Below are 24,600 nucleotides of genomic sequence, written 5' to 3'. Positions count from 1 at the left end.
TCATGTCAGACGCGATTAAAATCTACCATAACCCACGCTGCTCCAAGAGCCGTGAAACGCTGGAGTTACTGAAGTCCAACGGTGTGGACCCGGAAGTGGTGTTGTATCTGGAAACCCCGGCTGACGCCACAACCCTGCGTGAATTGCTGCAGATGCTGGGCATGTCCAGCGCGCGCGAGCTGATGCGCCAGAAAGAAGATCTCTATAAGTCACTTAATCTGGCGGACGTAAATCTGAGTGAAGATGCGCTGATTCAGGCAATGGTGGAAAACCCGAAATTGATGGAGCGCCCGATTGTGGTTGCCAAAGGCCAGGCGAGAATTGGACGCCCGCCGGAGCAGGTACTGGAAATCATCGGTTAACCTGAAACCTGCCGCAGTTTTTTCGGCTGCGGCGCTTACAGCTTCAGTATCTCTTTTACGAATGGAATGGTCAGCTTACGCTGGGCGGTGATCGATGCGTGATCAAGCTGATCCAACGTCATAAACAGCGTACGCATTTCTCGATCCAGACGCTTGAGCAGGAAGCGTCCCACATCTTCCGGCAGTTCAAACCCACGAAGTCTGGCGCGTAATTGCAACGCCTGCAGCTTATCTTCATCGGAAAGCGGCTGCAGCTTGTAGATTTGTCCCCAGTCCAGGCGCGAGGCGAGATCCGGCAACCCCAGATTCAGCTGTCTTGGCGGGCGATCGCCGGTGATCAGCAGACGCGTTTTCCCCGACTCCAGGATGCGGTTGTAGAGATCAAAGATCGCCATTTCCCACAGCGAATCCCCGGCCACACATTCGATGTTATCGATGCATACCAGCGATAAATGCTCCATACCGTCGAGCACCTCGGGGACGAACCAGGTACGCTTGTCGAGCGGCACATAGCCTACCGCATCGCCGCGCGCGGACAGTTCCGCACAGGCTGCATGCAGCAAATGACTACGGCCAGCGCCTTCACGCGACCAGAGATAAATATACCCGCTATGGTCCTGACGCAGCACGTTTTGCAGTGCAGCCAGTAAAGAGGAGTTATCCCCCGGCCAGAAACTTGCGAAAGTTTCGTCGTCAGGAAGATAAAGTGGCAAAGAGAGCTGTGCCGGTGTGTTCAGAGATACCTCAACCCAGGATTTCATAAAATCGCGTTGAGTTTAACACAGAAATACGTCGTGATAGAACCGGGCAGCATCGCCACCCGGTAAGAGATTTACTGTTGCGGACTGTCGGCATCTTCCGCGTCAAGCACGACTTCTTCCGGACGCAGCAGGCTGATAACTTTGAAAATCAGGCTCAGACAAACGCCAACAATGGTCGCCAGCGCCATGCCTTTCAGCTCAGCGGCACCAATGTGAACTTTCGCACCACTCACGCCAATGATCAAAATAACCGAGGTCAGGATCAGGTTTTGCGCTTTGTTGTAGTCAACTTTTGACTCGATCAGTACGCGAATACCGGAAGCACCAATCACGCCGTACAGCAGCAGCGATACGCCACCCATGACCGGCAGTGGAATGATTTGGATCGCCGCCGCCAGCTTGCCCACACAGGAGAGCAGAATGGCAAAAATTGCCGCGCCGCCGATAACCCAGGTACTGTAAACACGAGTAATCGCCATTACGCCAATATTTTCACCGTACGTGGTGTTCGGCGTAGAGCCGAAGAAACCAGAGATAACCGTAGACAGGCCGTTGGCAAACATTGAACGATGCAGGCCAGGATCGCGAATCAAATCTTTTTTCACGATATTCGCCGTTACCACCAGGTGTCCAACGTGTTCAGCGATGACCACCAGCGCCGCCGGCAGGATGGTCAGAATGGCAACCCATTCAAAGCGCGGCGTGTAGAACGTTGGCAGAGCAAACCAGTGGGCCTGCGCAATCGGCGTGGTGTCCACGACTCCCATCACGAAGGAGAGCGCGTAGCCGGCCAGCACCCCAATCAGAATCGGGATAATCGCCATAAAACCGCGGAACAGTACAGAGCCAAATACCGTAACCGCCAGCGTCACCATTGAGATGATGATGGTTTTTGAATCCGGTAATTGTCCCTCTGCGGGCAGTAACCCCGCCATGCCCGCAGCGACGCCAGCCAGCTCCAGACCGATGACGGCAACGATTGCGCCCATCGCCGCAGGAGGGAACATGACATCCAGCCGGCCGGTTCCTGCTTTCTTAACGATGAAAGAAACCAGGCAGAACAGAACGCCGCACATAATGAAACCACCCAGCGCCACTTCATACCCTAACGGCAGCAACAGCAGTACCGGGGAAATAAATGCGAAGCTGGAACCCAGATACGCAGGAATTTTACCTTTACAGATAAAGAGATACAGCAACGTACCAATGCCGTTAAACAGCAGAACGGTAGCCGGGTTGATGTGGAACAGGACTGGCACCAGTACCGTTGCGCCAAACATGGCGAACAGGTGCTGCAAACTAAGCGGGATTGTCTGTAAAAGCGGCGGTCTTTCACTCACCCCGATAGCACGGCGCGTCATAGTGTTTTCCTCTGAGTGTTGTTTGTTATTAGCCTTGGGTTGTTATATTCAAAAAAAAGCCGACTCTTAAAGTCGGCTTCTTTTCACTTATTCGTTTACTTGGTACCAAAAATCTTATCGCCGGCATCGCCGAGCCCCGGAATAATGTATCCGTGCTCGTTCAACCCCTGATCGATGGAGGCCGTGTACAGCTCAACATCCGGGTGCGCTTTTTCCAGTGCCGCGATACCTTCCGGTGCCGCAACCAGGACCAGCACTTTAATGCTGGTGCAGCCTGCATTTTTCAGCAGGTCGATGGTGGCGATAACGGAACCGCCGGTTGCCAGCATCGGGTCAACGATCAGCGCCATACGCTCATCGATGTTAGATACCAGCTTCTGGAAGTACGGAACCGGCTCCAGCGTTTCTTCGTTACGGTACATACCAACCACGCTGATACGCGCGCTCGGAACGTTTTCCAGTACGCCTTCCATCATGCCCAGGCCCGCACGCAGGATTGGCACAACGGTGATTTTTTTACCTTTGATTTGGTCAACTTCAACCGGACCGTTCCAGCCTTCAATGGTCACCTTTTCGGTTTCCAGACCAGCGGTTGCTTCATAAGTCAGCAGGCTGCCAACTTCCGAGGCGAGTTCACGAAAGCGTTTAGTGCTGATGTCGTTTTCACGCATCAGTCCCAGCTTGTGTTTGACGAGTGGGTGTTTGACTTCCACGATCTTCATACTCTTCTCCTTTCCTCAGACGAGTGGCAACCACAAAAAAAATCGCCGGATTATACCGCTTTTCGTCTCTGGCGCAACACTGGATACGCTTGATATGGATCAACCAAAGTCGTTTGCGTCTGGATGATGAGTATAAAACAAGCCCCGCATTATTAGCGGGGCTGGCTGTCAATGCTATGAATTTTATAGATATTCAGCATTGGTCTGGATAACGTTTTGATACCATGAAAAAGATTTCTTCGGCGAGCGTGCTAACGTTCCGCTTCCGTCATTATTTTTATCAACATAGATAAAGCCGTAGCGTTTTTTCATCTCCCCCGTCCCGGCTGAGACTAAGTCAATACAACCCCACGGGGTATAACCCATCAGGTCCACGCCATCTTCCACTACCGCTTTTTTCATTTCGCTGATATGTGCGGCCATATAGTCAATACGATAGGAATCATCCACCGATCCGTCGGCCTGCTGCACGTCAATCGCACCAAAGCCGTTTTCGACGATAAACAGCGGCAGTTGGTAATGATCCCAGAACCAGTTCAGCGAATAGCGCAGACCAACGGGATCAATCTGCCAGCCCCAGTCCGATTTCTGCACGTACGGGTTGGAAACCAGGCTTTTCGACTCGTCGTAGTCCAGCTGTGGGTTGTCTACCGTGGCCTGCGTTGCGAAAGACATATAGTAGCTAAAGCCGATGTAATCGACACAACCCTCGGTCAGCGCCTGACGGTCTTCCTCGGTGATATCAAGATCAAAGCCACGCCGGGCAAAGTAGTTGAGAAGATGCTGCGGGTATTTGCCGCGCACATGGACATCGGTAAACCAGTAACGCCGGTGCATGGCGTTCATCGCCATCATCATATCGTCCGGCGCGCAGGTCAGTGGATAGATAGGACACATGGCAATCATGCACCCTATCTGCAATGCCGGGTTAATCTCACGCGCAGCCTTTACCGCCAGTGCGCTTGCCACCAGTTCATAGTGCGCCGCCTGGTACATAACCGGCTCGCGGTCTTCACCGGGCTGGTATTTCAGGCCAGAGTTAGTAAAAGGCGCGAAGTCTTCGTGATAATTTGCCTGGTTGTTAATTTCATTAAACGTCATCCAGTACTTCACTTTGTGCTGGTAACGGGTAAAAACCACTGCGGCAAAACGGACAAAGAAATCGATAAGCTTACGGTTACGCCAGCCGCCATATTCCGTCACCAGATGGTATGGCATCTCGAAATGCGACAACGTAATCACCGGTTCAATGCCATATTTCAGGCATTCGTCAAACAGGTCATCATAGAACTGCAGGCCAGCCTCATTGGGTTGCGCTTCGTCGCCTAAGGGGAAAATACGCGTCCAGGCAATCGAAGTACGAAAACATTTAAACCCCATTTCGGCAAACAGTTTAATGTCGTCTTTATAGCGGTGATAAAAATCGATGGCGTCGTGGTTAGGGTAGTTTTTACCGGCAATCACACCGTCAGTGATTTCACGCGCCACGCCATGCGCCCCCGCCGTCATGACATCGGCAACGCTAATTCCTTTTCCACCTTCCTGCCAGCCACCTTCCAGTTGATGAGCGGCTACGGCACCACCCCACATGAAATCTGCTTTAAATCCTGACATCCCCTTCCCCTCTCGTGATTACTCTGTGCAAAACGCTGTTGATGAGGTCTGCAACAGAAAACAGAAACCGGTTTCAGTACGATACTGTGTATTCAGCAGGCAGGTTTCAAGCACAAGACTGTACCCGGTTTCATTTTCGTGGCGCAGTTCAAACAAATAGATAAATGATTGTAAAATGCTGAAAAAATCAGCACATAAAACTTGATGCAGAGCAGGCTCGCAAACGTTTGCTTTCCCTGTTAGAATTGCGCCGAATTTAACTTTTACTGCAAGTAAACATGTGGGGAAGCAGGCAGTGACCGATAAAACCTCTCTTAGCTACAAAGATGCCGGTGTTGATATTGATGCAGGTAATGCTCTGGTTGATCGAATCAAAGGCGTAGTAAAGAAAACTCGTCGTCCGGAAGTTATGGGTGGTCTGGGTGGCTTCGGTGCGCTGTGCGCATTGCCGCAAAAATATCGTGAACCGGTACTGGTTTCCGGCACTGATGGCGTCGGCACAAAACTGCGTCTGGCGATGGATCTGAAACGCCACGACACTATCGGCATTGACCTCGTCGCAATGTGCGTCAACGACCTCGTGGTTCAGGGCGCTGAGCCGCTGTTTTTCCTCGACTACTATGCTACCGGCAAACTGGATGTGGATACCGCAGCCAGCGTCATTAACGGTATTGCCGAAGGCTGTCTGCAGTCTGGCTGTGCGCTTGTCGGCGGTGAAACGGCTGAAATGCCGGGGATGTACCACGGCGAAGATTACGACGTGGCAGGCTTCTGCGTTGGCGTCGTCGAAAAATCAGAGATCATCGACGGTTCAAAAGTGGCTGACGGCGACGTACTGATTGCACTCGGCTCCAGCGGTCCGCACTCCAACGGCTACTCTCTGGTGCGCAAAATTGTTGAAGTCAGCGGTTGTGACCCGGAAACCACCGAGCTTGAAGGCAAGCCGCTGGCCGATCACTTACTGGCCCCGACCCGCATTTATGTCAAATCCATTCTGGAATTGATTGAGAAGGTTGATGTGCATGCCATTGCCCACCTGACCGGCGGTGGTTTCTGGGAAAATATTCCACGCGTTCTGCCAGACAACACGCAGGCTGTGATCGACGAATCTTCATGGCAGTGGCCAGCCGTCTTCAACTGGCTGCAAACGGCGGGTAACGTCAGCCAGCATGAGATGTATCGCACCTTTAACTGCGGCGTAGGCATGGTTATCGCCCTGCCAGCTTCTGAAGTGGACAAAGCCCTTGCTTTGCTCAATGAGAAAGGTGAAAACGCATGGAAAATCGGTATCATCAAAGCTTCTGATTCCGAACAGCGTGTGGTCATTGAATGAAAAACATTGTGGTGCTCATTTCCGGCAACGGAAGCAATTTGCAGGCGATAATCGATGCCTGCGAACAGAATAAAATCAATGGCACCATACGTGCAGTATTCAGTAACAAGGCCGATGCGTTCGGCCTTGAGCGCGCACGCGAAGCGAATATTCCTGCACACTCGCTGGAAGCCGCCCAGTTTGCCAGTCGCGAAGCATTCGACCAGCAACTGATACAAGAGATCGACGCTTATGCCCCCGATGTCGTGGTGCTGGCCGGTTATATGCGCATTCTAAGTCCGGCGTTTGTTGCTCACTATTCTGAACGATTGCTGAATATCCACCCGTCTTTATTGCCGAAGTATCCTGGCCTGCACACGCACCGTCAGGTTCTGGAAAACGGCGATGAAGAGCATGGCACCTCCGTCCATTTCGTCACCGATGAACTGGACGGCGGACCGGTTATTCTCCAGGCCAAGGTTCCGGTATTTGAAGGCGACAGCGAAGATGATGTCACGGCACGAGTCCAGGCCCAGGAACATACCATTTACCCGCTGGTGGTAAGCTGGTTTACTGATGGTCGCCTGAAAATGCGTGATAACGCAGCATGGCTGGACGGCGCTCGTCTGCCGCCACAAGGCTACGCCGCCGACGAATAATAAAATCAACCTGTAAACCGGATCTCACCATCCGGTTTACAGGCATAAATACCTTTTCCGGTTAACATCTCCGGTATTCATCTACGCCCCCCCCTTTCTCTTTGCTATCAGACGGTTTATTGTCATATTTTTCTGGCACTGTTGGACATCTGAGAGCAATGCTCGCCATAATAAATCGGTAGTGTCCCGTGAATGAAACGGAGTAAAAGTGGTAATGGGTCAGGAAAAGCTATATATCGAGAAAGAACTCAGCTGGTTAGCGTTCAACGAACGTGTACTCCAGGAAGCTGCTGATAAGTCAAACCCGTTGATCGAACGGATGCGTTTCTTAGGCATCTATTCCAATAATCTCGACGAGTTTTATAAGGTTCGTTTCGCCGAACTGAAGCGCCGAATCATTATTAGCGAAGAACAGGGTTCAAACTCTCACTCCCGCCATCTGTTAGGTAAAATCCAGGCCCGCGTATTAAAAGCCGATCAGGAATTTGACGGCCTGTACAACGAGTTGCTGCTGGAGATGGCGCGCAACCAGATTTTCCTTATCAATGAACGTCAGTTGTCGGTCAATCAACAGAGCTGGTTACGCCACTACTTCAAACAATATCTTCGCCAGCACATTACACCGATCCTGATCAACCGCGAGACGGATTTAGTTCAGTTTCTGAAAGATGACTACACCTATCTGGCGGTGGAAATTATCCGCGGCGATACGATCCGCTACGCGCTGCTGGAAATCCCTTCCGACAAGGTTCCCCGTTTTGTGAATCTACCGCCGGAAACCCCGCGCCGTCGCAAACCGATGATCCTGCTGGACAACATCTTACGCTACTGCCTTGACGACATTTTCAAAGGGTTCTTTGATTACGATGCGCTGAACGCCTATTCGATGAAAATGACTCGCGACGCCGAATACGATTTGGTGCACGAGATGGAATCGAGCCTGATGGAGCTGATGTCGTCCAGTCTGAAACAGCGTCTGACCGCAGAGCCTGTACGTTTTGTCTATCAGCGCGACATGCCCAATGCACTGGTCGAGGTACTGCGTGAAAAGCTGACGATTTCTCGCTACGACTCGATTGTTCCCGGTGGGCGTTACCATAACTTCAAAGACTTTATTAATTTCCCCAACGTTGGCAAAGCTAACCTGGTGAACAAACCGCTGCCGCGTTTGCGCCATATCTGGTTCGATAACGAGAAGTTTCGTAACGGCTTTGACGCCGTTCGCGAACGCGACGTGCTGCTATATTATCCGTATCACACTTTTGAGCACGTTCTTGAACTGTTGCGCCAGGCCTCTTTCGACCCGAGCGTGCTGGCGATAAAAATCAACATCTACCGTGTGGCCAAAGACTCGCGCATCATTGATTCGATGATCCATGCTGCGCACAACGGTAAGAAAGTCACCGTGGTGGTAGAATTGCAGGCTCGCTTTGATGAAGAAGCCAACATTCATTGGGCCAAGCGTCTTACCGAGGCTGGCGTTCACGTCATCTTCTCCGCGCCGGGCCTGAAAATTCACGCAAAATTGTTCCTTATCTCGCGTAAAGAAGGTGATGAAGTTGTGCGCTATGCGCATATCGGGACGGGGAACTTCAACGAAAAAACGGCGCGTCTCTATACCGACTACTCGTTACTTACCGCCGACTCACGCATTACCAACGAGGTTCGTCGGGTGTTCAACTTCATCGAGAACCCGTATCGTCCGGTGACATTCGATTATCTGCTGGTTTCTCCGCAGAACTCGCGCCGTTTGCTGTACGCGATGATTGACAAAGAAATCGCCAACGCGCAGCAAGGACAGCCTTCCGGTATCACCCTAAAACTGAATAACCTGGTCGATAAAGGCCTGGTTGATCGTCTCTATGCGGCCTCAAGCTCAGGCGTGCCAGTCAATTTATTGATTCGCGGTATGTGCTCTTTGATTCCGAATCTGGAAGGCATTAGCGACAATATTCGCGTGATAAGCATAGTTGACCGCTACCTTGAACACGACCGGGTTTATATCTTCGAAAACGGTGGCGACAAGCAGGTATACCTCTCCTCCGCAGACTGGATGACCAGGAATATCGACTATCGCATCGAAGTCGCCACACCGCTGCTGGACCCGCGTCTTAAGCAACGGGTGCTGGATATTATCGATATCCTGTTCAGCGACACGGTGAAGGCTCGCTTCATCGATAAAGAACTCAGTAATCGCTACGTACCGCGCGGAAACCGCCGTAAGGTTCAGTCACAATTGGCGATATACGACTACATCAAATCACTCGAGCAACCTGACTAACGCTATGCCAATACACGACAAGACTCCACGACCGCAGGAATTTGCTGCGGTCGACCTTGGTTCAAACAGTTTCCATATGGTCATTGCCCGCGTGGTTGATGGCGCAATGCAGATTATCGGGCGACTGAAACAGCGCGTTCATCTGGCGGATGGCCTCGGCGAAGATAACAAGCTGAGCGAAGAGGCAATGGAGCGCGGATTAAGCTGCCTGTCGCTGTTCGCCGAACGTCTGCAGGGCTTTCCCCCATCAAGCGTATGCATCGTGGGAACCCATACTTTGCGTCAGGCGCTAAATGCGACCGATTTTCTCAAGCGAGCAGAAAAAGTTATCCCCTACCCTATTGAGATTATTTCCGGTAATGAAGAAGCCCGACTGATTTTTATGGGCGTGGAGCACACCCAGCCGGAAAAGGGTCGTAAGCTGGTTATTGATATCGGCGGTGGTTCAACAGAACTGGTGATCGGCGAAGATTTCGAGCCCAAACTGGTGGAAAGCCGTCGTATGGGCTGCGTCAGTTTTGCTCAGATGTATTTCCCGGGCGGCGCTATTAGTCGGGAAAACTTCCAGCGTGCGCGCATGGCGGCAGCGCAAAAGCTTGAAACCTTAACCTGGCAGTTTCGCATTCAGGGCTGGAACGTTGCGCTGGGCGCGTCGGGCACGATTAAAGCGGCACACGAAGTGCTGCTGGAGATGGGCGAGAAAGATGGTTTTATCACCCCCGAACGCCTGGACAAACTGCGATCCGAAGTGCTAAAGCATGCGTCATTCGATGCGCTCAGCCTGCCGGGGCTGTCTGAAGAGCGAAAAGCGGTGTTTGTGCCGGGACTCGCGATTCTGTGCGGCGTTTTTGACGCACTGGCTATCCGCGAACTCCGCCTTTCTGATGGCGCACTACGCGAAGGCGTGCTGTATGAGATGGAAGGTCGTTTTCGCCACCAGGACGTTCGCAGTCGTACCGCGAGCAGCCTGGCGAACCAGTACAATATCGACAGCGAACAGGCCCGGCGCGTACTGGAAACGACGATGCAAATGTACGACCAGTGGCATACGCAGCAGCCAAAGCTGGCCAATCCACAACTGGAAGCGTTGCTGCGCTGGGCGGCGATGCTGCATGAGGTTGGGCTGAACATCAACCACAGCGGTTTACATCGCCACTCGGCGTATATCCTCCAAAACAGCGATTTACCGGGTTTCAATCAGGAACAACAGCTGATGATGGCAACCCTGGTTCGATATCATCGCAAAGCGGTGAAACTGGATGATTTGCCGCGCTTTACGCTGTTCAAGAAAAAACAGTTTCTGCCGTTAATTCAGCTGTTGCGCCTGGGCGTGCTGCTGAATAATCAGCGACAGGCGACCACCACGCCACCGACGCTGACCCTAATTACCGACGACAACCACTGGACCTTACGCTTTCCGCATGACTGGTTTAGCCAGAATGCGCTGGTGCTGCTCGATCTGGAAAAAGAGCAGCAATACTGGGAAGCCGTTACCGGCTGGCGTCTCAAAATTGAAGAAGAGAGTTCACCCGATATCGCCGCATAAGCTCTCAGCAGGTGCCAGTTCTTCTGGCACCTGCTCTTCCAACATTTCATGCAACGGCTGCGGTTTACCAATCAGATACCCCTGCATGTAATCAATCCCCAGCGAAATTACCGCACTGCGTATTTCTTCACTTTCGACGTACTCCGCGACCACCAGCATTCTTTTCATCCGCGCCAGATGGCAAATAGAGGCCACGATTTGATAGTCGAGGCTATTCGAAACGATGTTGCGAATAAAGCTGCCATCAATTTTCAGAATATCGGCATTCACATTCTTCAGCCGCGCATAGCTGGCATATCCGGTACCAAAATCATCAATCGCAATCTGACAGCCCAATGATTGCAGCTGCAGTAACGTTGCCTGCGCCTGTTCCGCATTGGTTAAGGCATTGCTTTCCGTTACTTCAAAAATCAGCTGCCACGGTTCAACTTTGTACTTAATCAGCAGTTGGTTGATGTCATGCGGAAGCCGGGCACGGCATACCGACGTGGGAGATAAGTTAATAGCAAACCGACGAGCGGGCATTTTTTCCCGATTCTGCGCCATAAACTTCAGCGTATTTTCAATCACCCACAGATCGATGCTGGATGACAATCCAAACTCATGCGCTACCGGTAAGAAGCTGTCAGGACCGATGGTTTCACCATCATCCCCCTCGAGCCGCAGCAGAATTTCGTGATAAACATCGCCGCGCACGCCTGAAATCGGCTGCGCCATCAGGAAAAAGCGATGGTGCTCCAGCGCCAGTTGCAGACGATTCATCATCGCAACCTTATCTTTCAGGTCACGTTGCAGGTGCATCACGCCTCGGCGCTGCAAATTCTCTGGCGCATTGGTCGCCAGAGAAAGCTCGGCGATAGTGCTTAACTCCCCCAGTAACAAGTAGATGTGGTTAACAGGAGAACGGACATAGCAAAAACTAATCCCCACCTGCGGCTGTAAAGGCATGCCATCCCAGATAAAACGAAACTGCTTGATATGCCTGTCCAGCGCTTCAATACGCTCCTGATGCGACTCGGTGTTAAACCGCAGGACTAAATCATTACCCGATAACTGATAGACATGCTCATCTTGTTTCAGCAATGGCTTTACCCACTGGGCAAGTTTTTGCTTGTACTGGATACGTAGCATAATGCCGTAATTTTTCACCAGCAGTTCCATACCCGGAACACTCAAAAAGCAAAGCACTGACCATGGCGCTTTTCTCAAATCCCGGTTCAAAGCGCGCAAATTCGGAATATGCACCATGGGGTCAAAGAAGGCCAGACGATGAGAATGTCTGGCGACAATTCTCTGCCGCGTTGCCAGTACGGCAATAAAATTCACAATGAAGGAAAAAACCAGATAACTCGATGAGGTAATGGCAAGCTGCACATCGTAACCCGAATACCAGGGCATATAGCGTTGATAATAATGAATTGCTGTAATGAGTACGAGCATCCATATTAACGAAATAAATTTATAACCGTAACGCATAGCTCCCCATAGCATGACGGGCAGCATCAGTGACAAGGTATAATTCGTGCTAAATATCGAGCTTTTCTCATCTAGCGGCATACACAACAATGTCATTAGTATGGTCAATATAATCAACCAGACCGCAAACTCTGTTTTGGTAACTTTGGTATCAAACTGCTGCTTTAATTGAGATAAATAGCCTCTGATATACAAAGGATTACGAATCGTGCGAATTATAAAGTAGCACAGTGGAACCCCAACCAGATTCCCGGCCAGCATGGCCTGATAGTTGATCAACGTGCCGGTATTAAGGGGCATAACGCCCACCATGCCGGATTTGCTCTCATAGACGCCCACAAACGCGGCGAAATGGAAGAATAGTAGAAACAGCGTTGCCGGGCAGAAAACCTGCCAAAACATGTGCTGAAACATCAGGTGGGAGTCACCGTAAGAAACGTTATTCCGCCGGGGAGCAAAAACTTTATACCCTCCCCAACTAAGCACTATCGTAACTATAAAGTGCGAAATTATTGAAAGCATTTCAAATAACCCAACCTGCGGATATTTGTACCAAATGATGGAAATGATAATTCCTGGTAATGCCGCCCAGCCAAAAAACAACATCAGGCTAATCATCAGCGCTAAAGGCAGGTAGAAAAGAATTACGTTCCCGGTACTAATATGGGCATAGGTGTTAGCAGTGCTCAATATAGGCAACAGCAAGGAAGGCAAGATGAGAGGTAACGCCCACCATCTATCTCTAATACCAATATAATTTTTATTGAGTTTCATAGATGCTCAGTAGAATCCCGCACATCCTGCAGGGGGTATTCGGACAGGCATCCCACCTGACGTTAAAACGATAAAGTTAAATACATTAAAATGACTCATCAATTTTAGTTGTCAGCAAAGGGTGATGCTTGATACACATCAATAAATAAGTCCCTCATTAATCAATTATTACTCTTTTCATGGTTTTTTATCGTTATCTCATTATTAATGCAAATAATAATATTAATTTCCATAACATAAATAGATAAAACAACTGAAGCAATTTTACATAACGAAAAATTGACCATTCCCTCACAGTATGCCTTAATGTGACTATCGCCCTCAGTTGGGTACACTACAAGGAACCTTTTGTGAGCCAGGTTACCAGCCTACGCAAACGACACCGATTTAACAGTCGCATGATCCGGATCGTACTGCTTATCAGCTTTCTTTTCTTCTTCGGACGCTTCGTCTACTCCGCCATAGGTGCGTGGCACCACCACCAGAACAAAAAAGAATCTCAGCAGATCACCCTGCCGCAACAGGCATCTCCTGCACAAACTGACGTACGCTGATCGCTCGAGCCGAGCCGAGCCGAGCCGATGATACTACAGCATTAAGATTCCTTACCGGATGGCTAATCGCCTGATATTTAACCATCCGGTAAGGGATTTGAGTGATGAAACTTCACGCAGTCTTACTCACCCATACGTGCTGATATATCGGATAATCAACCGTGTTTTTCGCACAAATACACAATCTTTTAATCCCACTACACTGCGCTCAAATTGACGCTAATTAATATCTCCAGAAAATATCACTGACTAAAACATTCATATTTCACATGAAATTAAATGCTTATTTGAATTGTTACCATTATTAAATTCTACAGGGTAATACCATGAGTGTTTTTCATTATTTCCGTAAATAAAAAGCGGTGTTGAATGGAGCGAAGACGTTAAGTGTGTGATTAACCCTACTATCGAGCAGGTCTGTCGCATCGATAAAATTCGCGCAATAAAAAGCCCTCTGTAAAAAGAGGGCTTTTACATACTACCGGTTCAGAAACCGCTAAACGGGAGGAATATTATTCCCACTCAATCGTAGCTGGCGGCTTACCGCTGATGTCATACACCACGCGGGAAATACCGTTAACTTCGTTGATAATGCGGTTAGAGACGCGGCCTAAGAAGTCATACGGCAGGTGCGCCCAGTGCGCGGTCATAAAGTCGATGGTTTCAACAGCACGCAGGGAAACAACCCAGTCGTACTTACGGCCATCGCCCATGACGCCAACGGAACGTACTGGCAGGAACACGGTGAACGCCTGGCTCACTTTGTTGTACAGGTCAGCGTTGTGCAGTTCCTCAATGAAGATAGCATCCGCACGGCGCAGCAGGTCGCAGTACTCTTTCTTCACTTCGCCCAGCACGCGTACGCCCAGACCCGGCCCCGGGAATGGGTGACGGTACAGCATGTCGTACGGCAGACCCAGTTCCAGACCAATCTTACGCACTTCGTCTTTGAACAGCTCACGCAGCGGTTCAACCAGACCCATCTTCATCTCTTTCGGCAAACCGCCCACGTTGTGGTGAGATTTGATGACGTGCGCTTTACCGGTGGCAGAAGCCGCGGATTCGATCACGTCCGGATAGATGGTTCCCTGCGCCAGCCACTTAACGTCTTCCAGCTTCAGCGCTTCTTCGTCGAAGACTTCCACGAACACGCGGCCGATGATTTTACGTTTAGCTTCCGGATCGTTCTCGCCTTTCAGCGCGTCCAGGAAACGCTTTTCACCTTCAACATGAATGATGTTCAGGCCGAAATGGTCGCCGAACATATCCATCACCTGCTGAGCTTCGTTGAGACGCAGCAGACCGTTGTCGACGAACACACAGGTCAGGTTTTTGCCAATCGCACGGTGCAGCAGCATCGCGGTGACGGAGGAGTCAACGCCGCCGGAGAGGCCGAGGATCACTTTATCAGTGCCAACCTGCTCACGAATGCGGGCAACGGCGTCATCGATAATTTTTGCCGGGGTCCACAGCGCTTCACACTGGCAGATGTCGCGCACAAAACGCTCCAGCATGCGCATCCCCTGACGAGTGTGGGTAACTTCCGGGTGGAACTGCACACCGTAGAAACGTTTTTCCTCGTGCGCCATGATGGCAAACGGGCAGTTGTCGGTGCTGGCAACGGTCACGAAACCTTCCGGAATAGCGGTCACTTTGTCGCCGTGGCTCATCCACACGTCCAGCAGTGGTTTGCCGTCTGCGGTCAGAGAGTCTTCAATACCGCGGATCAGCGCGCTGTCGGTCTGAACTTCAACCTGCGCATAGCCGAATTCACGTTCGTTAGAACCTTCAACATGGCCACCGAGCTGCATTGCCATAGTCTGCATGCCGTAGCACACGCCGAACACAGGCACGCCCGCAGTGAAAACGTATTCCGGCGCACGCGGGCTGTTTTCTTCAGTGGTGCTTTCCGGACCACCGGAAAGAATGATACCGCTTGGGTTGAATTCGCGAATTTGTGCTTCCGTAACATCCCACGCCCACAGTTCACAATAGACGCCCAGTTCACGTACGCGACGAGCAACCAGCTGAGTGTACTGAGATCCGAAATCAAGGATGAGAATGCGATGTTTATGAATATTGTCTGTCATTGACGCTAATTCCGAGGCAAGTGAAACAAATTCGCCCGGCATATAGCCGGGCGCGGAAACTTATCAGGAGCCCATGCGGTAGTTAGGGGACTCTTTGGTGATGGTCACATCGTGAACGTGACTTTCCTGAATACCCGCACCGCTGATACGTACAAACTCTGCTTTTGTTCGCAGCGCGTCGATAGTACCACAGCCGGTCAGACCCATACAGGAGCGCAGGCCACCCATCTGCTGGTGAATGATCTCTTTCAGGCGGCCTTTATACGCAACGCGACCTTCGATACCTTCCGGGACCAGTTTGTCAGCGGCGTTATCGCTCTGGAAATAACGGTCGGAAGAACCTTTGGACATCGCGCCCAGAGAGCCCATACCACGGTATGATTTGTAAGAACGGCCCTGATACAGTTCGATTTCGCCCGGAGATTCTTCAGTCCCCGCCAGCATAGAGCCAACCATCACTGCAGAAGCACCGGCAGCGATCGCTTTTGCGATGTCGCCGGAAAAACGAATACCGCCATCGGCAATAACCGGAATACCAGTGCCTTCCAGCGCTTCAACGGCGTCAGAAACGGCGGTGATCTGCGGTACACCGACGCCGGTAACGATACGGGTAGTACAGATGGAGCCTGGGCCGATACCGACTTTAACAGCGCTGCAGCCGGCTTCCGCCAGCGCGCGAGCGCCTGCACCAGTCGCAACGTTCCCCCCGATGATCTGCAGATCCGGGTATTTAGCACGAGTTTCGCGGATACGCTGCAGTACGCCTTCTGAGTGACCGTGAGAGGAGTCAATCAGCAGAACATCCACGCCAGCGGCAACCAGCGCGTCAACACGCTCTTCGTTACCCGCACCTGCGCCTACAGCAGCCCCAACGCGCAGACGACCATGCTCGTCTTTACAGGCGTTAGGTTTACGTTCCGCTTTCTGGAAATCTTTAACGGTGATCATGCCGAGCAGATGGAAGCTGTCGTCAACAACCAGCGCTTTCTCGACGCGTTTTTCGTGCATTTTGGCAAAGACAACATCGCGTGCTTCGCCTTCACGAACGGTCACCAGACGCTCTTTCGGCGTCATGTAGACGCTAACCGGCTGATTCAGATCAGTCACAAACCGTACGTCACGACCAGTGATGATGCCGACCAGTTCGTTATCTTCAGTCACAACCGGGTAGCCTGCGAAACCGTTACGCTCGGTCAGTTCTTTTACTTCGCGCAGAGTGGTGGTTGGCAGTACGGTTTGTGGGTCGGTCACGACGCCAGATTCGTGTTTCTTCACGCGACGAACTTCTTCCGCCTGGCGCTCAATAGACATGTTTTTGTGGATAAAACCGATGCCGCCTTCCTGGGCCAGGGCAATTGCCAGGCGCGCTTCCGTCACGGTGTCCATTGCTGCGGAGAGCATAGGAATGTTCAGGCGAATGGTTTTCGTCAACTGGGTGCTGAGATCAGCAGTATTCGGCAGAACGGTAGAATGAGCGGGAACGAGGAGGACGTCGTCAAACGTCAGGGCTTCTTTTGCGATACGTAGCATGGGCAATATCTCACCTGGGAGGTTATTAAATATTGCCGCGGCATTATACAGAGCGTAACCGATTGCATCCACACTTTTTTGCAAAAAAACCTTGCGCTCCTCTGTGAGCATGTTACTTTCGACTGAATAACTTGCTGATTTAGAATTTGATCCCGCTCACATGTTATCCTCTCAGACCACCTCAATTTTTACCGTAAGCCGCCTGAATCAGACGGTTCGTTTGCTGCTTGAGCAGGAAATGGGACAAGTGTGGATCAGCGGTGAAATTTCGAATTTCACTCAGCCGTCCTCCGGTCACTGGTATTTCACGCTCAAAGATGACACCGCTCAGGTACGCTGCGCGATGTTTCGCAACAGCAATCGCCGGGTAACGTTCCGACCACAGCACGGTCAGCAGGTACTGGTACGCGCCAACATTACATTGTACGAGCCGCGCGGCGACTATCAGATAATTGTTGAGAGCATGCAGCCAGCGGGCGAAGGTTTGCTGCAGCAAAAATATGAGCAACTCAAGGCCAAACTGCAGGCTGAAGGGCTATTCGATCAGCAGTTCAAAAAAACGCTGCCCTCACCGGCCCACTGCGTCGGGGTAATCACCTCTAAAACCGGCGCCGCGCTGCACGATATCCTCCACGTCCTGAAGCGTCGCGACCCTTCCCTGCCCGTTATTATCTACCCGACCGCAGTCCAGGGCGATGATGCGCCAGGGCAGATCGTTCGGGCCATTGAACTGGCGAACGCGCGGGGCGAGTGCGATGTGCTGATCGTCGGGCGCGGCGGCGGCTCGCTGGAAGATTTGTGGAGCTTTAACGACGAACGTGTTGCACGGGCGATCTTTGCCAGCCGCATTCCAGTTGTCAGCGCCGTCGGCCATGAAACCGATGTCACTATTGCCGATTTTATTGCAGATTTACGGGCACCTACGCCGTCGGCGGCAGCAGAAATTGTCAGCCGTAATCAGCTTGAACTGCTGCGTCAAATACAGCATGGTCAGCAGCGTCTGGAGATGGCGATGGACTACTACCTCGTCAATCGTACTCGTCGATTTACCCAGCTTCATCACCGCTTGCAACAGCAGCATCCGCAACTGCGTCTGGCCCGTCAACAGACCGTGCTGGAACGACTGCGTCAGAGAATGAACTTCGCACTTGAGAATAAGATTAAACAGGCAAATCAGCGTCAGCAGCGCATGCTGCAGCGTCTGAATCAGCAAAACCCGCAGCCGCGTATTTACCGTGCGCAAACACGCATTCAGCAACTGGAATACCGACTGGCGGAAAATATCCGTGCGCGTTTAAGCGATCAGCGCGAGCGTTTTGGCAACGCGGTTACCCATCTTGAGGCAGTCAGCCCACTGGCCACGCTGGCCCGCGGTTATAGCGTGACGACCGCAAAAGAGGGTGAAGTGCTGAAACAGACTAAACAGGTTACAGCAGGTGATGTGCTCACCACCCGCCTGTCTGACGGATGGGTGGAAAGCGAAGTGAGAGCTGTCACGAAGACAAAGAAAACGCGCAGGAAAAAACAGGATTAAAGCGGCACAAACGCCACGCGTTTCTTCGAGATAAGGCCATGACCGTTCTGGCAGAAATAATCCACCGCGCCACAGGCTTTAAGCACCTGCAGCGGCTGATTGCACTCCGGGCAGTGCGCTTCTAACTGAATATCTTTATTACAGTTATCACAGTGCGCCATACCGTTTTGCGGCTCCAGCTCTGCATGACAATCCGGGCAAATAATAGACATAGCGACTCCAGTACAGGGATCCATTACTGCGCTGAGTTTAACACGATGCGTTTAATGCCGCCCGCGTAACTGCTGCTGTAACGTTAACAGGCACTCCACTTCCTCCAGCCTGCGCTGCGTCGTGCGGCTCACTTCCTGTGGACTGCGTTCAAACAGACTTTGCGCGCCCAGAATATGCTCCACCAGACAATGGGCATATACACTACCAGGCAGACTCCAGCGTTGTACAACATCACCGTCAATCAATTCGAGCACATCCTCGACACCACGGCGATCATGGCTAATGACACGACCATCGCGCAGACAAAGGCGCAAGCCTTTTTGTCCGCCAGCCGGCCCCGCGTATTTATTCAGCCAGATGTCCAGCGGAATGCCGCTAATCTGTCCCTGCAGATGCGCCTCTCCTTCTGCTGTGGTCAGGTCGCCCTCTACAATATTTCGTCCCAGACGGTCTTTAGCGCTCTTCACCTGCAAGGTCATACTGTCATTACCGCCCAGGTAACGCACTGTTTCACGCAGCATTGCCAGTACATGTGTGCCAATGTCCAGAATCACACCGTCCGGATGACGAAGCTCACGGGTATCCGGCTCACCGGTGGCAAAGTTAAGCGCAATGGGTTCTCCAACAGCGTTAAACCCGCTCGGTTCCTGCAAAAAACCGTCGATTTTAACAATGTGTGAAAAATGAGAGACAAGTGCCTGTTGCGGATTATCGCCCTGCCACTGCGCTCCGAGTTTGCCCAACGCCAGCTGCATTGCACCATTGCGTGCCATCCAATGGTCGAGTGCCAGCACGCGGTTGGCAGCATCCGGTTGAGTCAGCAGCGTTTTCAGTTTTTCAATTTGGGAAAGCGTGGCGACAAGAGGCTTTTCGACCACAATACGAGCGATGGGAGCCGCCAGCGCCTGTTCAAGCACATCGAGGTGATGCAGGGATGCGGTGGTAATAAACAGGGTATCAAGCGGCATTGCAAGAAGTTCAGCGAGCGACGCACAGCGTGTCACGTCTGCGGGCTGCTTTGCGGGTTGAACATCAAATCCCACACAGCGTAGTGCATCACCGAACATATTACGTAATGCGGGCAAGTATGCCGTTTCAACGACTGCACCAAGCCCAACAAATCCTAACAGCATGCTCTTACCTCGTTAATTGAATAGCCGGGACATAACGTCTGCCCCGGCACAATCGAGGTGTTATCAGGCGCTAGTTGCCGGTTTAGTTTGCGTATTCTCCAGCATGCGACGAATCGGAACAATGAGGATGATCAGTACCGCAGCGCAGATCAGCAGCGCAATCGAGCAGCGTGCGAAGAGATCCGGCAGCATATCCAGTTGGTCAGCCTTCACATGACCGCCAATCAAACCTGCGGCCAGGTTGCCCAGCGCACTGGCGCAGAACCACAGGCCCATCATCTGCCCGCGCATTCTTTCCGGCGCCAGCAGCGTCATTGTCGCCAGACCGATCGGACTCAGGCACAGCTCGCCAAGCGTCAGCATCAGGATACTGCCCACCAGCCAGAATGGAGAAACGCCTGCCCCGCCGTTACTGAGAACGTTTTGCGCCGCCAGCATCATCAGACCGAAGCCTGCCGCCGCAAAGAGGATACCGATAACAAACTTGGTGATGCTACTCGGGCGAATATTCATGCTTGCCAGCTTCGGCCATGCCCAACTGAATACCGGTGCCAGCAGGATAATAAACAGCGCGTTTATCGACTGGAACCAGACCGCCGGGATTTCAAAATCACCGATCATACGGTTAGTGTAGTCGTTGGCGAACAGGTTGAACGAAGTTGGCTTCTGCTCAAACGCGGACCAGAAGAACGCGGCGGAAACCAGCAGGATAAAGCAGACCAGCAGTCTGGCGCGCTCTTTACGGTTCAGACCGGCAAAGATGAACAGGTAGATAAAGTAGAGCGCAACGGAGGCTGCAATCACATACACCAGCATGCTGGCAACCGCGACCGGATTAATTACAATCACGCCCTGCGCTATCAGCGTAACAATAACCGCCGCACCGACGGCCAGCGCCAACAGCCACGCGCCCACGCCGTTACGTTTCACTACCGGGCTATTCCAGGTGGAGTCGAGCCCCACTTCGCTGTCGTAGCGTTTCATTGATGGAACGGCAAATACACGGAAAATGATCAACGCCACCAACATCCCGATACCACCAATGCCAAAGCCCCAGTGCCAGCCGTGAGTTTTAATCAGCCAGCCGGAAATCAGCGGCGCGATAAACGACCCCATGTTGATGCCCATGTAGAACAGCGAGAAGCCGCCGTCGCGACGCGCATCGCCTTTTTTGTACAGCGTGCCAACCATGACCGAAATACAGGTCTTAAACAGACCGGAGCCGAGCACAATAAACATCAGACCAATAAAGAACAGGTTGTTCCCCATAATGGCGGAGAGCGCAATTGACAGATGGCCGAGGGCAATCAGGATGGAACCGTACCACACCGCTTTCTGTTGGCCGAGCCAGTTATCCGCCAGCCAGCCACCCGGCAGCGCAGCGAGGTACATCGTACCGGCAAAGATACCCACAATCGCCGAGGCATTTTCACGTGCCAGTCCCATGCCGCCGTCATAAACGGTAGCAGCCATAAACAGGATCAGTAACGGGCGAATGCCATAAAACGAGAAGCGCTCCCACATCTCTGTGAAGAACAGCGAGCCGAGCGGATAAGGATGGCCGAAGAAAGTTCGGCTTTCTTTTTGATTAACAGAGGATTGCATAATTCTCCCGAAAGTTATGTCGTCGTGTGTGTAAACACCGCGATGTACGCCAGCCAGTTACGTATCTGACCGATTTTTTACATACGGCGAAAATTTATTTAACCATTTGATAACCTAAGGCTAGTTTTGTCTAGTACCAGCCCCCGGACTTTAAGACGAAAACTCGACAAATGTCTACTTTCTTAGATTTAAACTTGGTAAAAAATGAATAGTGATTGACATCGCACGGGCTGAGGCTGGCGATGGAACGTCGAAAAAAAACCCGCGACAAGCACGGGTTTTTATCAGCATCAGCAACGGTTACTTGCTTTTTTTGATGTGTTTTATCAAACGCTTACGTTTACGCATCTGCGTCGGCGTCAGCGTATTGCGTTTGTTCGCAAACGGGTTTTCCCCTTCTTTGAACTGAATGCGGATCGGCGTCCCCATCACATCCAAAGACTTACGGAAATAGTTCATCAGATAACGCTTGTAGGAATCCGGCAGGTCTTTGACCTGGTTGCCGTGAATCACCACGATTGGTGGGTTATAACCACCGGCGTGGGCATATTTCAGCTTCACACGACGACCACGCACCAGCGGCGGCTGATGATCTTCTGCCGCCATAGTCATAATGCGCGTCAGCATCGCGGTGCTGACGCGACGGGTGGAGCTGTCATACGCTTCGCGGACCGATTCAAACAGATTACCCACGCCGCTGCCGTGCAGCGCAGAGATGAAGTGTACACGCGCAAAATCAATAAAGCCCAGACGGAAGTCCAAGGTCTCTTTGACCTGCTCTTTCACTTCCTGCGTCAGGCCATCCCACTTGTTGACCACAATAACAAGTGAACGCCCACTATTGAGGATAAAGCCCAGCAGCGACAGGTCCTGATCGGAAATTCCTTCGCGCGCGTCAATCACCAGCATCACCACGTTGGCATCTTCAATCGCCTGCAGCGTTTTGATAACTGAGAATTTTTCTACTGCTTCGGTAATTTTGCCGCGCTTACGCACGCCCGCGGTATCAATGAGCACATATTCGCGCTCATCGCGTTGCATCGGGATATAAATACTGTCACGCGTGGTCCCCGGCATGTCGTAAACCACTACGCGGTCTTCGCCGAGAATACGGTTAGTAAGCGTGGACTTACCTACGTTCGGGCGACCAACAATCGCCAGTTTGATCGGCAGATCCTGCGGATTGAAGTCATCTTCAGGCTCTTCTTCGCCGTTCTCTTCGGCTTCCAGTTGCGCCCAATATTCTGCATCTTCATCCACCTCTTCCTGAGGAGCAACGTCATCCATCCACGGCAGCAGAACATGCTCCAGCAGGCTGAGAACGCCACGACCATGGGATGCCGCGATCGGATAAATTTCACCCAGACCCAGCGAGTAGAAATCGACGACCGCCTGATCAGGATCGAGTCCGTCAGTTTTGTTGGCTACCAGGAACGTCGGTTTCTGGCGCGAACGCAGATGTTTCGCAATGGCTTCATCCGCAGGCATCAGGCCAGCACGTGCATCTACCATGAACAGCACAACGTCCGCTTCTTCGATCGCCAACAGCGACTGTTCCGCCATGCGGGTTTCTACACCGTCTTCGGTGCCATCAATACCGCCGGTATCAATACAGATAAACTCGCGGCCTTCAATTTCCGCACGACCGTACTTACGGTCACGAGTCAGACCCGGGAAATCCGCAACCAGCGCATCTCGGGTGCGAGTTAGACGGTTAAATAACGTGGATTTGCCAACGTTAGGGCGCCCGACAAGCGCGACCACAGGTACCATGTTTAAAGCCTCATTTAATAAATCATCAGACAACGGGCACATTTTTTGCGCCGTTGTTAAAAACAGTAAAACGGCCCCTGCACCAGGAGCCGTTTTTCAAAGCGAGCGGCCGGGACGATTAACGCGTAATAGAGTACAGCGTACCGTCTTTCGCCTGGATCAGCAGTTTACCATCAGCAGAGACCGGCTCGGTCAGGAAACCAGAGCTGTCAACTTTCTGCTGGGCGACAAAGCGGCCATCATCAACGTTAATCCAGTGCAGGTAGCCTTCGCTATCACCCACGACCAGATTGCCGTTATACAATACCGGGGACGTCAGCAGACGGTGCAGCAGATCGCTTTGCGTCCACAGCGTCACACCGCCGTCGGTGGTCAGCGCCAGTACACGGTCGTTCTGGTCTACCAGGTAGATACGGTTACCGTCGACGATGAAATCATTCACTGAGCCCAGTTCACGTTTCCACATGATCTGACCGCTGCGCAGATCCAGCGCCGTCAGGTTACCATTATAAGCCAGCGCGTAGACAACGCCATTGACGATAACCGGCGTGGTATCAACGTCGCTCAGACGATCGATTTCCGTTGGACCTGTCGCCTGAGAAATACGCTGCTGCCAAATCATCTGGCCCTGCTGCATCAGCACGGCGCTTACGCGGCCGTTATCACCGCCAGCGATAGCTGCGCCAAAGGCGGTCGCTGGGGCAGATTCGCCGCGCAGAGACAGAGAAGGCATGTCGAGGTTAACGGTCCATTTGATAGCGCCGTCAGCTTCGTTCAGGGCCTGCAACTGACCGTTACTGGTGTGGATTAATACCACGCCATCGCTCACAACAGGACGAGACAGCGCTTCACCGGCAACTTTCGTCTGCCATGCGGTGGTACCATCGCTGGTGTTCAGCGCATAAACCTGCGCTTTTTCGCTGCCAATGTAAACATGGCCACCGGACACGGTTACACCGCCAGAAAGCTGTGCAGATGCGCGGGAGAACCAGCCGTCTTTCTCACCCAGATTAACAGACCAGACTTCTTTGCCGTCGTCCGCATTCAACGCCTTAACGACGCCGGCGCGATCGGCTGCATAGACAACGTTATCCGCCAGCGCAGGATGAAGATTGGAATAGAAATCACCAATACCGTTACCTACAGAGGTGCTCCAGTCCGTAGACGGAGTAAACTGGTTTTCAACCACCGGTAATGGGGACATCTTAACGACATCTTCTTCGCCACTAAACAGTGAACAGCCGCTCAATAGGGTAACGGAAAGCAGCCCTGGCAGAAGTAATTTACGCAATTGCATCGG

The 24,600-nt window shown here is 51.9% G+C and carries 19 protein-coding genes; 7 read left to right on the top strand and 12 right to left on the bottom strand.

The window, feature by feature from the left end:
* The first annotated feature begins 2 nt into the window (after positions 1 to 2).
* Complete coding sequence (gene arsC / locus OGV38_RS00780; protein ID WP_046275209.1) at positions 3 to 362, top strand: arsenate reductase (glutaredoxin); 360 nt, start codon at positions 3 to 5, stop codon at positions 360 to 362.
* A 35-nt stretch (positions 363 to 397) separates the two neighbouring features.
* Here arsC and OGV38_RS00775 read toward each other — a convergent pair whose 3' ends face one another.
* From OGV38_RS00775 to OGV38_RS00760, 4 genes are all read right to left on the bottom strand, one after another.
* A complete protein-coding gene (locus OGV38_RS00775) occupies positions 398 to 1,099 on the bottom strand; it encodes a DnaA inactivator Hda (RefSeq protein ID WP_200049399.1) in 702 nt (233 codons plus the stop codon).
* Between the two features lie 95 nt (positions 1,100 to 1,194).
* Positions 1,195 to 2,484: a uracil permease gene (gene uraA, locus OGV38_RS00770; RefSeq protein WP_286472843.1), complete on the bottom strand. Its 1,290-nt coding sequence runs from the start codon at positions 2,482 to 2,484 to the stop codon at positions 1,195 to 1,197.
* A 95-nt stretch (positions 2,485 to 2,579) separates the two neighbouring features.
* Positions 2,580 to 3,206 carry a uracil phosphoribosyltransferase gene (upp, locus tag OGV38_RS00765; protein WP_003835110.1) on the bottom strand — a complete coding sequence of 209 codons (627 nt, stop codon included), beginning with the start codon at positions 3,204 to 3,206 and terminating at the stop codon, positions 2,580 to 2,582.
* Positions 3,207 to 3,389: 183 nt separating this feature from the next.
* Positions 3,390 to 4,820: a 6-phospho-beta-glucosidase gene (locus tag OGV38_RS00760; RefSeq protein WP_155574448.1), complete on the bottom strand. Its 1,431-nt coding sequence runs from the start codon at positions 4,818 to 4,820 to the stop codon at positions 3,390 to 3,392.
* 295 nt (positions 4,821 to 5,115) lie between these two features.
* On the opposite strand from OGV38_RS00760, the gene purM reads away from it, so the two are divergent.
* The 4 genes from purM to ppx all read left to right on the top strand — a co-directional run bounded on the left by purM (position 5,116) and on the right by ppx (position 10,618).
* Positions 5,116 to 6,153: a phosphoribosylformylglycinamidine cyclo-ligase gene (gene purM / locus OGV38_RS00755; RefSeq protein WP_019077369.1), complete on the top strand. Its 1,038-nt coding sequence runs from the start codon at positions 5,116 to 5,118 to the stop codon at positions 6,151 to 6,153.
* Positions 6,150 to 6,791: a phosphoribosylglycinamide formyltransferase gene (purN, locus tag OGV38_RS00750; protein ID WP_286472842.1), complete on the top strand. Its 642-nt coding sequence runs from the start codon at positions 6,150 to 6,152 to the stop codon at positions 6,789 to 6,791. Before purM ends, purN begins: the two co-directional genes overlap by 4 nt.
* Positions 6,792 to 7,005: 214 nt before the next feature.
* On the top strand, positions 7,006 to 9,072 hold the full coding sequence (ppk1, locus tag OGV38_RS00745) for a polyphosphate kinase 1 (RefSeq protein WP_003835119.1): 2,067 nt from the start codon (positions 7,006 to 7,008) through the stop codon (positions 9,070 to 9,072).
* A 4-nt stretch (positions 9,073 to 9,076) separates the two neighbouring features.
* Complete coding sequence (gene ppx / locus OGV38_RS00740) at positions 9,077 to 10,618, top strand: exopolyphosphatase (RefSeq protein WP_047358231.1); 1,542 nt, start codon at positions 9,077 to 9,079, stop codon at positions 10,616 to 10,618.
* Here the strand turns inward: ppx and OGV38_RS00735 are convergent.
* Positions 10,598 to 12,868 (bottom strand): bifunctional diguanylate cyclase/phosphodiesterase, encoded by a 2,271-nt coding sequence (locus OGV38_RS00735; protein WP_137351749.1) that lies wholly within the window; start codon positions 12,866 to 12,868, stop codon positions 10,598 to 10,600. The genes ppx and OGV38_RS00735 overlap by 21 nt on opposite strands.
* A 350-nt stretch (positions 12,869 to 13,218) precedes the next feature.
* Between OGV38_RS00735 and OGV38_RS00730 the strand changes: the two genes are divergently transcribed.
* A complete protein-coding gene (locus OGV38_RS00730) occupies positions 13,219 to 13,422 on the top strand; it encodes a YfgG family protein (protein WP_047416419.1) in 204 nt (67 codons plus the stop codon).
* 512 nt (positions 13,423 to 13,934) lie between these two features.
* On the opposite strand, the gene guaA is transcribed toward OGV38_RS00730, so the two are convergent.
* Both guaA and guaB read right to left on the bottom strand, forming a co-directional pair.
* A complete protein-coding gene (guaA, locus tag OGV38_RS00725; protein WP_016153990.1) occupies positions 13,935 to 15,512 on the bottom strand; it encodes a glutamine-hydrolyzing GMP synthase in 1,578 nt (525 codons plus the stop codon).
* A gap of 63 nt (positions 15,513 to 15,575) precedes the next feature.
* Entirely contained in the window at positions 15,576 to 17,042 is a 1,467-nt protein-coding gene (guaB, locus tag OGV38_RS00720) for an IMP dehydrogenase (protein ID WP_019077375.1), read from the bottom strand.
* Positions 17,043 to 17,202: 160 nt separating this feature from the next.
* Between guaB and xseA the strand changes: the two genes are divergently transcribed.
* Positions 17,203 to 18,576 (top strand): exodeoxyribonuclease VII large subunit, encoded by a 1,374-nt coding sequence (gene xseA, locus OGV38_RS00715; RefSeq protein WP_104651162.1) that lies wholly within the window; start codon positions 17,203 to 17,205, stop codon positions 18,574 to 18,576.
* On the opposite strand, the gene OGV38_RS00710 is transcribed toward xseA, so the two are convergent.
* From OGV38_RS00710 to bamB, 5 genes are all read right to left on the bottom strand, one after another.
* Complete coding sequence (locus OGV38_RS00710) at positions 18,573 to 18,788, bottom strand: zinc ribbon domain-containing protein (protein ID WP_016157125.1); 216 nt, start codon at positions 18,786 to 18,788, stop codon at positions 18,573 to 18,575. The two genes, xseA and OGV38_RS00710, sit on opposite strands and share 4 nt — an antisense overlap.
* Before the next feature lie 51 nt (positions 18,789 to 18,839).
* The gene (locus OGV38_RS00705; RefSeq protein ID WP_269517392.1) at positions 18,840 to 19,922 is read right to left on the bottom strand and encodes a Gfo/Idh/MocA family oxidoreductase; all 1,083 of its coding nucleotides are present in this window, start codon (positions 19,920 to 19,922) and stop codon (positions 18,840 to 18,842) included.
* Positions 19,923 to 19,985: 63 nt separating this feature from the next.
* Complete coding sequence (locus OGV38_RS00700; protein WP_016157127.1) at positions 19,986 to 21,527, bottom strand: peptide MFS transporter; 1,542 nt, start codon at positions 21,525 to 21,527, stop codon at positions 19,986 to 19,988.
* Between the two features lie 300 nt (positions 21,528 to 21,827).
* Positions 21,828 to 23,300, bottom strand: a complete 1,473-nt coding sequence (der, locus tag OGV38_RS00695; protein WP_016153996.1) for a ribosome biogenesis GTPase Der — start codon at positions 23,298 to 23,300, stop codon at positions 21,828 to 21,830.
* 118 nt (positions 23,301 to 23,418) lie between these two features.
* A complete protein-coding gene (gene bamB / locus OGV38_RS00690; RefSeq protein ID WP_269517393.1) occupies positions 23,419 to 24,597 on the bottom strand; it encodes an outer membrane protein assembly factor BamB in 1,179 nt (392 codons plus the stop codon).
* Between the last annotated feature and the right edge of the window lie 3 nt (positions 24,598 to 24,600).

This window comes from Citrobacter sp. Cb080 (assembly GCF_030334745.1).
GTDB lineage: Bacteria > Pseudomonadota > Gammaproteobacteria > Enterobacterales > Enterobacteriaceae > Citrobacter > Citrobacter braakii.
This window is presented reverse-complemented; position numbering and strand designations above follow the sequence as displayed.